The following is a 14,309-nucleotide window of genomic DNA, read 5'->3' as shown; positions in this document are numbered from 1 at the left end:
GGCTCGCTCTGTTGCCGCGCACCGCGCAGGCAAAAGGGAGCGGTGCCGCTGGCACCCTCCCTTTCACCTGGCGCGTCGCGCAGCGCTTCCGATCAGTTGAACTTCGCGGCGCGTGCGATCAGCTTCTGGACACCCGGCTCGGCCATGTTCCACGGCGTTCCCGGATGGATGCAGCTGGCGGTGCACTTCTCGGCAGCCTTGACGATGTCCCCGAACTTGGCGCCCTTGGCGTCGATGACGATTGCCTGCTTTTCATCGTTGTAGTCGAAGACCTTCGGTGCGATGTTCATGCACTCGTCGCAGGCCGTGCACTCGGGACTTTCGACCCACACCGCGTCGTGCCCGCCCGCTGTCGCCGGCGCTGCGGCAGCCGGGGCCGGTGCGGCAGCGTCGGCGGCAGCAGCGACCGCGACGGCAGCGGCGGGCGCCGCTGTCACGGCGCCGCCAAGGCTGGCGGTGACGCGCTGGATCAGTTCGGCACGAATGCGTTCGGCAACGACTTCGGGGTTCTCCGGTTGCGGCCGCACTGCCGCCACATCCTTCAGCTGATGCCAGAACTGCAGGCGTTCCTCGCTGGCCAGCACCAGTTCCTGCGAAACGAGCAGACGCGACAGCTGGTTCTTGCGGTCGACCGCCCAGATGTACGGGAACTTGCCGTCGCGCTCGTCGGCGTCCATCTGCAGGAAGTCGGCGAGCGGGATCATGTCGGCGTTCCACGTCTCGGCCGGCGCGCGCTTGAACTGCTTGGCAAAGCGCGCTTCGGTCGCGGCGAAGTCGGCAAAGGTCATCGGCAGCGTCAGCGACTGCTCGTTGCCCTTCGGATCGCGGTAGCGCAGCGTGTAGGTCGGCCAGTCGGTATCGAGCGACGGGTTGCCTTCGAGGCTGACGCACTCGCTGAAGGTGGTGCCGGCATCCGGGTCGAACTTGAACAGCGGATAGGCGCGGCCTTCGACGGCGAGCTTGCTCTGCGCCGTCGTGCGGTCGTCGCCGACGCCGTGTTCCGGCGGGCAGACGGCGTAGATGTTGAACAGCGCCGGACGGCGGCTGTTCAGACCGTCGATGAAGCCTTCGAGCAGGTGCGTGACGTTGGCGACGGTGCTCTGCATCACGTAGGCGGTGCGGTGTGCCATGCCGATCAGCGAGATTTCCTTGCGCGCTTCGCGCTTGCCCTTGCCGGCGGCGCCGTACGGGGCCATGTCCGATACCTGGCTGATGAAGCCCGAGGTGCAGGCCTGGCCGCCGGTGTTGGAGTACACCTGCGTATCGACCACCAGCACCTTGATCGGCATGCCCGACATCAGTGCGCGCGACAGGTTCTGGAAGCCGATGTCGTACATCGCGCCGTCACCACCGACGCTGACCACCGGCGGGCAGAGGTGCCATTCCTCTTCGCTGAACTGTTCCCAGGCAAAGCGGCGGAAGAAGTCTTCGTGCTTCTCCTGCGAGTATTCGCCGGCCAGTTCGAGTTCGGCCATGCGCACCGCCTTGAAGCCTTCGGCCATCTTCGCCATGTGCCCTTCGAACAGGCCCATCGCCACCGAAGGCGAGTCCTGGAAGAGATGCGAGGTCCACGGGAAGGGGTAGGGGTGGTAGGGGTAGGTTGCCGCCCACACCGAGGTGCAGCCGGTCGAATTGACCATGCCCATCTCGGCGCGGCCATTCTTGCTCGGGCCTTCGACGTAGCGCCACTTCAGGTCCTTCAGCTTTTCGAGCAGCTGCGCGGTGGCGCGCACCCACTGCGGGTCGAGCGGACGCGAGGGCTTGTCGGCCATCACCTTGGCCGACAGTTCGGCCAGCGTCAGGTCGCGGTCGCGTGCGGCGTCGACCGCCGCCACCATTGCCGCCGTGTCGCCGATGTCGATCGACTCGGTCAGGCGCATGCGCAGGTGCTTCTCGAGGCGGGCGATGAGGTCGTCGATGCGCGCCACGAAGGCCTTCACGCGCGGCTGCATCAGCGCCGTCACCGTCGAGGTGAACAGGTGGATCGCCGTCTTTTCGCCGCAGCCGAGGCAGGCGCCGTCGCCGCAGCTCATCGAGTTGTAGTTGTGCTTGTCAAGCAGCAGCGTGTCGAGCGCGCCGATCTTCTCGTCGAGGCTGTCGATGCGCGAGAACTGCGCCGGCGTCGTCGGCAGATCCATCCACAGGTTCCAGTCGCGCTTCATCTTGGCGACCGTCTCGTCGGTTTGCGGCGTCATCTTCAGCGCGTCGTCCTCGCAGACCGCGACGCACAGGCCACAGGCCTTGCAGGTGTAGGGATTGACGGTGATCGAGAAGAGGCCGCCGCTGCCCTTGGCCTTCTTTTCCAGTTGCGACCAGTAAGGCTTGGTCGCGGCGACGCGGAAGTCGCCGATCTGCGCGTTCAGCCAGCCGAGCTCCTCTGCGGTCTTCTCGCGTTCGGCTTCGGGCGTTTCGGCCAGCGTCGAGGCGATGGCGCTGGCCAGCGCCGCGGCGACGTTGGCGCCGTCAGCGCTGATCTGTTCGCGCAGCTTCTTTTCCAGCGTGCGCGACGCACGGCGCAGGAAGCGCGTCGGCTGACCGCCCTTTTCGATGCGGTTGATCGCCGTCGCGAAAACGTCGCCGACCGTGGATACGAGGCCGGGGATGGCGCTGTCCGGGCACTGCGTGTAGCACTTGCCGCAGGCGGTGCAGTTCTCGGCGATCCATTCCGGCTGCTCGAAGCGGATGCCGGTCATGTCGCGGAAGATGCCCGTCGCTGCCGGCATCATCGACATGCCGATGAACGGATCGACGAGGTTGTCCGAACCGTGACCGGTGGCGTAGAAGTGGCCGGTCTGTTCCCAGAAGCGCTGGATGTCGAACAGCTTGCCGTCGGCCTGCGGCTGCAGTTGCACCAGCGTCGGCAGGCCGCTGCTCTTCGGTGCGCCGCCCTTGCGCGTGACGCCGACGACCTTGTCGGTGATTTCGCTCAGTTCGCGGAAGCCGCGTTCGACGACGCGCAGGTTGTTGGTGACGACGCTCTTGCCCTTGCCGCCGAACTTGGCCTGCAGCTGGTCCTCGATGGCCTTGAACAGCGCCGGTTCGCTCAGGTTGGCATTCTGCATCACCGGGCTGGCGGCGAAGAAGGCGCCCTGGAAGGCGTTGCCCTGCATGCGCAGTTGCAGTTCGGGGCTGCCGGCTTCGTCGCGGGCGATCTGGAAGGCATCGAGATAGAAGACGCGGATTTCCTGGTCGACGATCTGCTTCTGCGCCCACAGCGGGAAGTGCGCCCAGGTTTCGGCGCCGAGGCTCGACTGGATGATGAAGACGCCGCCCTTCTTCAGGCCGGAGAGCGGGTTGCTGTGGCCGAACACCGCCGGGTCGGGCGAGAGGACGACGTCAACGAACAGGTATTCGCTGTTCACGCGGATCGGTTCCGGCGCAGCCGACAGGTAGTAGGTGGTCGGCTGGCCCTTCTTTTCGGAGCCGTACTTCGGGTTCGCCTTGATGTCATAGCCGAGCAGTTCGAACAGCGTCACGGCGAGGTTCTTGCCGGTGGTGATGGCGCCCCAGCCGCCGATCGAGTGCATGCGCACGGTGATCGCGCCCTTCGGCAGCAGGTTCGGGTTTTCCGAACCACGCACCGACAGTTCCTTGATGCGCGGGTAAGCGGCGATGATTTCCTGCTGGTGGATTTCGTCCTTCGGGTTGAGCGCTTCGCGCTGGAAGTCGACCGAGAGGTAGTAGAACTTGCGCTGCGCGCCGTCCGGCAGCATGTTCTCGATGGCGCCGACGATCGCTTCCGGCTGCATGTCGCGCGAGCCGAGGCCGTAGCAGCCCGAGTACAGACGCGGCATTTCGCCCTGGCTGTAGCAGGCGTAATCGGCATAGACCGGGTTGTTCGGGCTCATGCCGTTTTCGACGCACTTGATCACGGTGGCGCGCACTTCGCGCATCAGCGGCAGGTCTTCGGAGAGCGGCTGGTCGGTACGCTCGAGCACGGCGACGCCCTTCTTGCCGCGCAGCACGTGGCCGAGCAGGTCGCCGGGGAAGGGGCGGAACATGGTGATGTTGACCACGCCGACCTTGAGACCGCGCGTCGCGCGCAGGTAGTCGGCGACGGCTTCGGCCTGGACGATCATCGAGCCCATGCCGACGATCAGGTAGTCGGCGTCAGCGGCGGCGTAGGTCGACACGCGGTTGTAGCGACGACCGGTGAGTTCGGCGAACTCGGCCATGCACTTTTCGGAGAGGTCGGAGATGTGCGCGAAGAAGTAGGGGCGCTGCGCGGCGACGGCCTGCATGTAGGCGTCCTGGTTCTGCACGACACCCGAAACCATCGGCGTGTCAACGTCCCAGATCGCCGGTACGCGGCGGCGCTTCGGACCGTAGATCATCTGCTGCGCCGGCGTCGGCGAGTCGATCAGATCGTCCGGGCGGCCGAGGAATTCGGCGACGAGTTCGCGCTCGGGCAGGCGTGCCGATTCGATCAGGTGCGTCGTCAGGAAGCCGTCCTGGCCGATGATCGCCGGCGTCAGCGACAGCTCGGCGGTCTTGCGTGCGATCAGGTTGAGGTCGGCGGCTTCCTGCGCATTCTTGGCCATCACCTGGATGAAGCCGGTGTCGTCGACGCAGTGGTAGTCGTCGTGGCTGCAGTGCACGTTCAGACTGGCCTTGGTGATGGCGCGGCAGCCCATGTTGAGCACGTAGGGCAGACGCTTGCCGACGGCGCCGTAAAGCGACTCGTGCATGAATGCGACGCCCTGTGCCGACGAGAAGTTGACGGCGCGCAGGCCGGTCATTGCCATGCCGGCGGTGACGCCGGCGGCGGCGTGTTCGGATTCAGGCTCGATGAAGATCAGCGGCCGGTCGGAGATGTTGAGGTGGCCGGCGGCGACTTCCTCGGCCCAGTACTCGCCCATCTGCGTCGACGGCGTGATCGGGTAGGCGCCGGCGGCGTCGGACGCTTCGCGTTCGACGTGGATGACGGCGGTGTTGCCGTCCACGGCGTCGCGCACGCCGGGGTACTTCACGGTCTGGCCTTCCTTAGCGCTGGCAGTACCGCTTTCAAGCAGCGAGAAATGAAACAGTTTCTTCAGCATGGCAGATGCTCCGGATCAATGAATTCGTTGGTCGACGCGCCGTTCAGCGGGCGTCGTGGGCGGCAGCGCAGGCGTGCGTGCGCTGCCGCGGATGTTCTGCAGAGGGGCGCCATGGCGCTGGTGGGCCGTGGCGGGGATGGCGGGTGTCAGCATCGGGCGTCCTGTCTCAGGATTCGAGCAGCGGCAGCGGCTCGTTGCGCAGGACCTTGTGCGCCGACTTGCCCTTGACTGGCCGATCAGGCGTTTCGAACCAGACGATGGCGCCGGTCGAGCAGCGGTCGATCACGCTGCGCTCGGCCTTGTCGATCAGCGCCGGCTCGATCACCGCCAGATTGCGGTCCACGCGGATCAGCTCGGGCGCGGCGTCGGCGACGCACTTGCCGCAGGCCGTGCACGCCACTTCGCAGGCGGCTTCGGCAGTATCGCCGTCGGCCTGGTTCTTGCACGCGACCCACAGCTTGCTGCTGATCAGTTCGAGCGAGAACAGGCCCTTCGGGCAGACTTCGACACAGTCATTGCAGGCGGTGCATTTTTCGGGATCGACGACGGGCAGGCCGTGACTGTCGAGCGAGAGCGCGCCGAACTTGCAGACGCTGACGCAATCGCCGAGGCCGAGACAGCCCCACGCGCATTCCTTGCCGCCGCCGCCGACGACCGTTGCCGCGCGGCAGGTTTCCAGACCGGCGTAGCGCGCACGCAGAAAGGCAACGTGACGGCCGCCGCCACAGGCCAGGCGGGCGATCTTCCTGGCGATGCTGCCGGCGTCGACGCCGAGCGTGCTGGCGATTTCGGCGCGCTGCTCGGGCGAGCTGACCGTGCACTGCGCCGGAACGACGTCGCCGTTGACGACCTTCTCGGCGAAATCGCGGCAGCCGGCCTGACCGCAGGCGCCGCAATTCGATTTCGGCAGCAGTTCTTCGACCTCGCCGATGCGCGGGTCTTCCCAGACGTAGAGTTTACGATTGGCGGCCGCCAGCATGGCCGCCAGGAAAACGCCCAGCCCGGCCATGAACACGCCAGCGATTGCCAATGTCGATAAAGATTCCATTGCGCGCTCCGCCCCTGCCGCTGTCGGCCTGGGGCTCATGTTGCTCGTTGCACGAGTGACACGGTCGCGAAAGACAGGACAGCCGCGCCACTGTTGCGGCGCAGCAAGAGACAGTCAATTCGCGATCTGGGCCCGGGCTCAGCGTCCGCTGCCTTGAGGGCACGGGCCGCGAGGCCGGTCACGGCGCGGCCGGAGGTCTTGTCCGGCCTGCATGGCGGGAGGCGGCTTACTGCTTCCCGAGGTTGAGACGCGAGCGACTTCGGTAAGTCGCGCACGTTCGTGAGGCGTGCATTATAGAAACTTCGCCGCAATGCAACAACCCGTTCTTTTAGTCAGGTTTTGTGCGCCGTTCGCTGCCGCCTGCGCGACGATAGCGACGCTTTGCCGCTGCGTTCACGCATCCTTCGCCGATAATGGCCGTCAAGCCGCCCAGCGGGCACAGCTTTCGTCACTGCCGACTCATGAAAATGCTCGATTCCATCCTCGTCTGGTTTCGTCGCGACCTGCGCGACGACGACAACGCCGCTCTCGCCGAAGCGCTGCGCCGCGGCCGCCGCGTGCATTGCGTCTTCATTTTCGATCGCGACATCCTCGACGCGCTGCCGTCCCCGGCCGATCGCCGCGTTGATTTCATCCACCGCAGCGTCGGCGAGCTCGACGCTGCGCTGCTGGCGCGCGGCGGCGGCCTGATCGTCGCTCACGGCCGCGCCGGTGACGAGATTCCACGGCTGGGGCGCCAGCTCGGTGTCGACGCGGTGTTCGCCAACCGCGATTACGAGCCGTCGGCGAAGGCGCGCGATGCGCAGGTGGCGGCAGCGCTCGCCGCCTACGGGATCGGTTTCGAGAGTTTCAAGGATCAGGTGATCTTCGACGGCGCCGAGGTACTGACGCAGGCCGGTCGCCCGTACACGGTGTTCACGCCCTACCGTAACGCCTGGCTGAAGCGGCTCGGCGGCGACGATCTGGCGCCGGCCGATGCTGCCGCCGGTGGCGCCGGCAAGGGCGCTCTGCAGGCGCCACCGGCGGCGCTGGCCGGGCTGCCGACGCTGGCGGCGCTCGGCTTCGTGCCGACCGGGCTCGACCGGCTCGCCATCGTTCCCGGAATGAGCGGCGCGCGCGCGCTGCTCGACGACTTCCGCGGCCGTCTTGGCCGCTACCACGAGCAGCGCGACTACCCGGCCTTGCGCGGTGTTTCCTACCTGTCGGTGCATCTGCGTTTCGGCACGGTCTCGATCCGGCAACTGGTGGCGCTGGCGCAGGCGCAGGTGCGGCAGGGCGGCGATGCCGCGGCCGGTGCGCAGGTGTGGCTCAGCGAACTCGTCTGGCGCGATTTCTATTTCATGATCCTCGACCAGTTTCCGCACGTCGTCGGCCATGCTTTCAAGCGCGAGTTCGAGCGCGTCGAATGGGAGAGCAGCGCGCGTGCCGACGCCGATTTTTCCGCGTGGTGCGCCGGGCGCACCGGCTATCCGCTGGTCGACGCGGCGATGCGCCAGCTGGCGTACAGCGGCTACATGCACAACCGCCTGCGCATGGTCGCCGCGTCTTTCCTGTGCAAGGACCTCGGCATCGACTGGCGGCGCGGCGAGGAATTCTTCGCCGCGCAGCTCAACGACTTCGACCTCGCCGCCAACAACGGCGGCTGGCAGTGGTCGGCGTCGACCGGCTGCGACGCGCAGCCGTGGTTCCGCATCTTCAACCCGGTGACGCAGTCGGAACGCTTCGACCCGCAGGGCCGCTTCATTCGCCGCTACGTCCCCGAGCTGCAGAACGTTCCCGATCGCCACATCCACGCGCCGTGGTGCATGAGCGTGGCCGAGCAATCGGCCTGCGGCGTGCTCATCGGTCGCGACTACCCGCCGCCGCTGGTCGACCACGCCGCGGCGCGCACGCGCACGCTGGCGCGCTACGGCGTCGTCAAGGATGCCGATGACAAGCGATAGAATGCGCGTGCTTTTCGGCCCAGCCCCCTTTCCTCAATTTTTCCGGACTCCCTTGCGAACATGACGACCCCCGGCCTTGCGAACGCCACGCCCACGCGGCAGATGACGATGACGCTGTTGATGACGCCGGACATGGCCAACTTTTCCGGCAACGTGCACGGCGGCATCATCTTGAAGCTGCTCGACCAGATGGCCTACGCCTGCGCCAGCCGCTACGCCGGCAAGTACGTGGTGACGCTGTCGGTCGATCAGGTGATGTTCCGCCGGCCGATCCACGTCGGCGAGATGGTGACTTTCCTCGCCTCGGTCAATTACGCCGGCAAGACCTCGATGGAAGTCGGCATCAAGGTCATCGCCGAGAACATCCGCACGCAGGAGCTGCGCCACGCCAACAGCTGCTTTTTCACCATGGTCGCCGTCGACGACGACGGCAAGCCCTGCGCCGTGCCGCCCTTTCATCCGGCCAACGCCGAAGAGCAGCGGCGTTTCGATTCGGCCAAGATCCGCCGCGAGCTGCGCCAGGAATTCGAGCAGCGCATCAAGGCCGTCAAGGCGCACTATCTGGCGCAGAACGCTTGAGCCCGGTTCGGCTGAACCCGCGCAAACTGCTGCTCAGCAAATGGACGGCAGTGGCGCCGCAGTACAAGGAAAAGCACTTCATCGTCACGCGCCTGGTCGAGCCGGCAGACCCGGCAGCGCCGCTTGAAGAAATTGAGCTGGAAGCTGTTCATTCGCGGCGCAGCCGGATCATGCCGTGGCGCGAGTTGTGCGACGAGACGCGCTGGCGGCAGGGCTGGCTGTAACCGGGCCGGACGCGCGAGCGCTAAGCCTGTTCCTCGAACTGCCAGCGCAACTCGCCGGCGCTGAGCAGCAGGGCCGGCGGGCTTTCCTGGCGGACGACTTCAAGGCCCGCGAAAGTGAGCGAGTGCGCCACCTCGAAGCTCGCGGTGGCTTTGCCGGCGCAATAGCCGAGCTTGAGCTGGCCGTTTTCCGGCTGGATTTCAAAATATCCCTGACAGTGCGGACAGCGTGCGCCGAGCACGCCGAGATCGGCATCCACCAGCTCGTTGCAAGCGTCGATGATGTTGTTCGGGGTCATGGTTGCCCCGCACAGCGGGCAGCTCGATTCGCGTTTTATCACGTGGCACCTCGGATTGGCAGAGACGGGCAGGGAGATATATACCACGCGGGCGGCGCAGGCCCGGCTTGCGCGTAACTGCGGTGCCAGGGTTGTCGTGCGCGATCAGCGGCGAGGAATCTCCATGACTCCTCAGTGGCACATGCACACGCTATCGAGCGCAACGAAGGTCAGCAGCGACTGTCCGGCGAGGCGCTCCTGTCCTTTCCGTGCACTGGCGAGCGCATCCCGGGCCGGTTTTGGTGGCGCGAGAAAACAGGCCCTAGCCGGGCACGCGGTCGCTGGCTTCAACTCCAGACGAGCCTGCAGGAAAAATACCGGGTGGTGCTGGCTATTTTTCAAAGAAACAGTGGCTTATCAATATTTCTGCTAACCTTTCAGCGCCGACTGAGCGATGAAATCACGGGGGCACCATCGCTGCTGCTGCACCGGCGTGCCTGATCATCAGGATCAGCCATGAAGCTCGACTTTCAGCCGGGATGACGATTTGAGCCTGCGCGCCCGCATTCTCCTGCTGGTACTGGTGGCCTCGATGCTGCCGGTGCTGGCCATGTTCCTGCTGCTGCTGGAGAACCGCACGGCAACGGTGGTTCAGGCCCGGACGCAGCTGCTGGTGCGGGCGGAAACCATCGCCGTCGAGCTTGACGACAAGATTGCCGGCACCGCTCAGTTGCTGTTCGGCCTGGCTCGTGTGCCTGTCCTCGGCGGCAATGACAAGCTCGCCTGTTCGGCATTTCTGGCTGACGTACTGAAAGAGCACCCGCAGTACACCGGCATCCTGACGCTCAGGCCGGATGGCAACATGCATTGCGACTCCTTGCGCAGCGGCCGCAGCCTGAATGTAAATGATCGCCAGTACTTTCAGCGCGCACTCGCGTCACGGAGCCTCATCGTCGAGCCTGCCATCGGGCGGCTCTCAGGCAAGAGCGTGCTGCAGATCGCCTACCCGGTGCTGAATGCTGAAGGCGGCGTCAACTACGTGCTGCTTGCCTCGCTGGACATGGACAGCTATGGCCGCACGGTGGCGCAGGCGCTGCCTTATCCAAGGATGCACTTCCAGGTCTGGAACCGCGACGGTTCCATCATCATGGACACCCCCGGGATTGGTTCGCAGCGGCTTGAAGTTGAGCCGGAACTGCGCCAGTTCATGCTGCATTCAGCCCAGCAAACACTGACGCTCGGGTCTGACGAGCAGACCCGCATCTGGGCCAAAGCCCCGCTGCTGGGCTCTCCCAATATCGGCATGAGCTTGGCGCTGAGCGTCCCGGAAGCCGATCTCAACGCCCAGGTCGATGGTCAGTTCAAGCGTACCCTGGCCGGCATTGTCACCTTGTCAGTCCTCATCTTTGTCGGTGCTGCTGCCCTCGGCGAATTTGCGGTCAGGCGGCAAACCAATCGCATCATGCAAGCCATTTCGCGCATGGACAATGGCGACTACAGCCAGTCCATCGGCGAGCCGTACCCGCGCGGTGAGTTGGGGCAGGTGATGCAGGCCATCGACCGGATGGCCGAGTCCCTGACGCAGCAGCGTCACGAGATTGCACGAAACACTGAATCGCTGGAGCGCCAGGCGCGGATAGATGCGCTCACCGGTCTTGCCAACCGCCACATGCTGAGTCTCCGGCTCGATCAGGCGCTGGCCTATGCGGGCCATGCCCAACGCGTTGCCGGCGTGCTCATGCTTGACCTTGATCGCTTCAAAACCGTCAATGACAGCCTTGGCCACAATCACGGAGATCTGTTGCTGCAGGAAGTGGCAAAGCGTCTGAGCCAGTGCATACGCGAGGACGACACGGTGGCTCGCCTTGGCGGCGACGAATTCGTGGTGGTGCTGGCTGACATGGCCAAACTGGAAGATATCGTACCGGTGGCGCAGAAGATCCTGCGCGCGCTGGCTGCGCCGCTGAAAGTCGGGTCGCAGGTGCTTTCCATCACCACCAGTCTCGGTGTTGCGGTCTTTCCGCGCGATGGCGACACCGCCGACGCACTCCTGCAATATGCGGACACGGCGATGTATCGCGCCAAAGAGCAGGGCGGTAATGCGATGACCTTCTTCTCGCCGGAGATGATGCAGACCATCCTTGACCGTCTGCAGATCGAGGCTGGTTTACGCCGTGCGCTTGAGCACGGCGAGTTACGCCTCCATTACCAGCCGATCATCGACGCCAAGACCGGGCACGTCAGCTCCGCCGAAGCGCTGATCCGCTGGCAGGATCCGCAACGCGGGCTGATCGCTCCCATTCATTTCATTTCCGTCGCGGAAGAAACCGGGCTGATCGTGCCGATTGGCGACTGGGTGCTGCGTGAAGCCTGCGCACAGGCGCGCGCCTGGCAAAGCAGCGGCCTGGGTGAGATACCGGTTGCCGTCAACCTGTCGGCATTGCAATTCAGCGCGCCATCGCTCGACGAGTCCGTCGTCCAGGCGCTGCGTGCCAGCCAATGCCCGGCCTCGCTGCTGCAACTGGAAATCACCGAAAGCTCGATCATGGCGCAGCTCGATCAGGCACTGGAGACCATGCGCAAGCTCACCGCTATCGGCGTGCAACTGATGATTGATGATTTTGGTACCGGCTATTCGTCGCTCAGCCAGCTCAAGCTCTTCCCTGTCAGCACCCTGAAGATCGACCGCACTTTTGTGCGTGACATCAACATCGATGCCAATGACGATGCGATCGTCGATACCATCATCACGCTGGCCAGGAAGCTCGGCCTGCGCACGGTTGCCGAAGGTGTCGAAACCCTCGAGCAAGTCGCCTTTCTCGAGGCACGTTGCTGCGACAAGTATCAGGGCTTCCTGTTTGCCCGCCCCTGTTCGGCAGAGGACTTCGAGAAGATCGTGCGCGAGCGCAATGCGACGACGGCATGCGCGCCCATCGCATCTGGCTGACATCTGCCCACCTTCTCCTGTGACATCACGCCGTCGTCAGGATTAACACGTTGCCCGAAACGCGGGACCGCCGGCGCAGCGCTTTTCATCGCCGTCGAGAAGCTGCTGGTATCGTATCTGCGCGACGCGCGCTTGCGCGAATCCGCGCTCAGACGACAAGCCGCAGTGCTTCCCCAAGCACCCTTGCCAGCCCGGCGAGGGCCAGCGCGCCGACCACCGAGAGCAGCACCGAGAACAGCGCGTCACGCCGGCCGAGGGTGCGCAGCATCACGGCAAAGGTGGAGAGGCAGGGGATGTAGAAGGTGAGGAAGACGAGGAAGGTGAATATCTGCACCCAATCGAGCAGCGGCACGATTTCCTGCGTGCCGAGCGCCTGATAGATCATCAGCAGCGACAGTTCCTTGCGCAGGATGCCGAACAGGATCGGCACGCCGAGAACGACCGGCAGTCCGAGCCACCACAGCGTCACCGGGGTCAGCGCGCTATTGATCACGGCGTCGGCGCCGAAGTGGCTGAGCAGCGCGAGGACGACGCTGCCGACGACGAGCAGTGGCGTGACGACGGTGACGATGTCGCTGGTGCGCTCCCAGGTCTTGCGCCACAGCGCGTTCCACGCCGGCAGCCGGTAGGCGGGGATTTCCTGCACCAGGCCGGGGGTGTCGTCGGCAAAGCGGTGCGCCAGCGCCCGGCCGAGGATGGCAATCACCAGCAGCGGCAGCAGGAACAGCACAAAGACGCCGAGCACGCCGAGATACTTGCCGCCGAGCGCGAGGATGATCGCCGAACGCGCCGAACAGGGAACGAAGGTGATGAGGATTGCCGCCACCACGCGCTCGCGCCCCGACGAGGTGGCTGCCGCCGCCGAAATCGCTGGCACGTTGCAGCCGAGCCCCATCAGGAAAGGCACGGCAACGCCGCCGTGCAGGCCGATACGGTGGAAACCGCGGTCGAGAACGAAAGCGACGCGGTACATGATTCCCGACTCTTCGAGTGCGACCAGCAGCAGCACCAGCGGCAGCATGTAGGGAACGACAATGCCGACCAGGCCGACGAGGCCGTCGGCAACGGCGCGGCCGATGACACCGCTGGTCGTCTCGGGCTGCCACTGCTGCACCCATTCGTTCAAGCGCGCCGAGCTGAGCGAATCGAGAACAGCGCTGACTTCGAAGACGAAGAAGAGCACCACGGCAAAAACCGCCAGACTGCCGAAGAGGCCCCAGCGCGGGTGCAGAAAGACTTCATCGAGCCAGCGCCGCCACGGTGCGCCGTGTTCGGGCGCGCGCGCGCTGGTTACCGCCTCGAACAGCATCGCCGCGCGGTGGTGGCGGTCGGCGTGCAGTTCTTCGGCCAGCGGTCGCGGCAACGCTGCGTCGGCGGCGTCGCGGGCGGCAAGCAGTGCCGGCATCACCTGCGGGAAATGCGTCGCGAGTTCGTTCCAGGAATAGCCGTCGTTGCCGGCGAGCAGCGACACCAGCAGTCGCCGCGGCATGCGGAAGGCGGCGTCGATCTCGGGCTTGCCGATGATTCGGTTGATCGTCTCCAGGCTGTCGCCCAGATGCTTGCTCGCCGACTGCGGCAAGGGGCAGCTGTTGCTGCGCGCGGCGGCAACGACGGTCTTGAACAGTGTCGAAATGCCCTTGCCCATGTGTGCGATGGTCGGCACCACCGGCACGCCGAGGCGCTCGGACAGGCCGCGCACGTTGATGTACAGCCCCTTGCTGCGCGCTTCGTCGAGGCGGTTGAGCGCGATCACCAGCGGCCGGCCGAGGCGACTCAGTTCGAGGCTGAGTTCGAGATCCTGCTTGAGGCTGGTGGCGTCGACCACCTGGATGAGCACGTCCGGTTCGGGGAATGCTGTCGCCGGCTGTTCGCCTTCGTGCCCGGCAATCGCCGGCCAGCGGTCGCCCCAGAGCAGGTAGCGCAGCACCACCTGGTCGCTTTCCGGCAGATGCAGCAGCGAGCGGATCGACGGCAGGTCAACGAGCGAAATCTGGTCGAGCCCGACTTCGACGATGCACTCCTGGTAGGCGCCACCGAGTCCGGCGAGGTGTTCGTGGCGTACCGCCGGGCTGGCGGCGGCGGCGAAGATCGTGCTCTTGCCGGTCAGCGCGCGGCCGACCAGCGCCACGCGCGGGCGTCGTTCACCACGCAACAGCGGACCATTCAACGGAATACGGGTGACAGTGGCGGCGGACGCAGTGCTCATGGGCGAAGGATAACCGAACTTACTGCGATCCGTTCGCATTCCTGCGTG

8 protein-coding genes are annotated in these 14,309 nt (G+C 65.4%); 4 read left to right on the top strand and 4 right to left on the bottom strand.

What is annotated here, in order from left to right:
* Positions 1-92: 92 nt before the first annotated feature.
* On the bottom strand, positions 93-5,039 hold the full coding sequence (locus GGD90_RS03615; protein ID WP_153115910.1) for a 2-oxoacid:acceptor oxidoreductase family protein: 4,947 nt from the start codon (positions 5,037-5,039) through the stop codon (positions 93-95).
* A 166-nt stretch (positions 5,040-5,205) separates the two neighbouring features.
* Positions 5,206-6,087: a (Fe-S)-binding protein gene (locus tag GGD90_RS03610; protein ID WP_153115909.1), complete on the bottom strand. Its 882-nt coding sequence runs from the start codon at positions 6,085-6,087 to the stop codon at positions 5,206-5,208.
* Positions 6,088-6,554: 467 nt separating this feature from the next.
* Here GGD90_RS03610 and GGD90_RS03605 point away from each other — a divergent pair, with 467 nt between their 5' ends.
* The 3 genes from GGD90_RS03605 to GGD90_RS03595 are packed head-to-tail and all read left to right on the top strand — an operon-like array spanning position 6,555 to position 8,833.
* Complete coding sequence (locus tag GGD90_RS03605) at positions 6,555-8,030, top strand: cryptochrome/photolyase family protein (RefSeq protein WP_153115908.1); 1,476 nt, start codon at positions 6,555-6,557, stop codon at positions 8,028-8,030.
* Positions 8,031-8,090: 60 nt separating this feature from the next.
* Positions 8,091-8,609 (top strand): acyl-CoA thioesterase, encoded by a 519-nt coding sequence (locus tag GGD90_RS03600; RefSeq protein WP_153115907.1) that lies wholly within the window; start codon positions 8,091-8,093, stop codon positions 8,607-8,609.
* The gene (locus GGD90_RS03595) at positions 8,606-8,833 is read left to right on the top strand and encodes a TIGR02450 family Trp-rich protein (protein WP_153115906.1); all 228 of its coding nucleotides are present in this window, start codon (positions 8,606-8,608) and stop codon (positions 8,831-8,833) included. Before GGD90_RS03600 ends, GGD90_RS03595 begins: the two co-directional genes overlap by 4 nt.
* Positions 8,834-8,853: 20 nt before the next feature.
* Here GGD90_RS03595 and GGD90_RS03590 read toward each other — a convergent pair whose 3' ends face one another.
* Positions 8,854-9,129, bottom strand: a complete 276-nt coding sequence (locus tag GGD90_RS03590) for a hypothetical protein (protein ID WP_153115905.1) — start codon at positions 9,127-9,129, stop codon at positions 8,854-8,856.
* A gap of 526 nt (positions 9,130-9,655) precedes the next feature.
* Here GGD90_RS03590 and GGD90_RS03585 point away from each other — a divergent pair.
* Entirely contained in the window at positions 9,656-12,055 is a 2,400-nt protein-coding gene (locus GGD90_RS03585; protein WP_153115904.1) for a bifunctional diguanylate cyclase/phosphodiesterase, read from the top strand.
* 148 nt (positions 12,056-12,203) lie between these two features.
* Here GGD90_RS03585 and GGD90_RS03580 read toward each other — a convergent pair whose 3' ends face one another.
* The gene (locus GGD90_RS03580; protein WP_153115903.1) at positions 12,204-14,261 is read right to left on the bottom strand and encodes a nucleoside recognition domain-containing protein; all 2,058 of its coding nucleotides are present in this window, start codon (positions 14,259-14,261) and stop codon (positions 12,204-12,206) included.
* Positions 14,262-14,309 lie beyond the last annotated feature (48 nt).

The organism is Rhodocyclus tenuis, from assembly GCF_014197755.1.
Taxonomy (GTDB): Bacteria; Pseudomonadota; Gammaproteobacteria; order Burkholderiales; family Rhodocyclaceae; genus Rhodocyclus; species Rhodocyclus tenuis.
The sequence above is the reverse complement of the archived record's forward strand: the minus strand, read 5'-3'. Positions and strand labels throughout refer to the sequence as shown.

Coding starts and splice junctions, on each gene's coding strand:
- GGD90_RS03615 (WP_153115910.1), bottom strand. CDS start 5,039: ATGCTGAAGAAACTGTTTCATTTCTCGCTGCTTGAAAGCGGTACTGCC.
- GGD90_RS03610 (WP_153115909.1), bottom strand. CDS start 6,087: ATGGAATCTTTATCGACATTGGCAATCGCTGGCGTGTTCATGGCCGGG.
- GGD90_RS03605 (WP_153115908.1), top strand. CDS start 6,555: ATGCTCGATTCCATCCTCGTCTGGTTTCGTCGCGACCTGCGCGACGAC.
- GGD90_RS03600 (WP_153115907.1), top strand. CDS start 8,091: ATGACGACCCCCGGCCTTGCGAACGCCACGCCCACGCGGCAGATGACG.
- GGD90_RS03590 (WP_153115905.1), bottom strand. CDS start 9,129: ATGACCCCGAACAACATCATCGACGCTTGCAACGAGCTGGTGGATGCC.
- GGD90_RS03580 (WP_153115903.1), bottom strand. CDS start 14,261: ATGAGCACTGCGTCCGCCGCCACTGTCACCCGTATTCCGTTGAATGGT.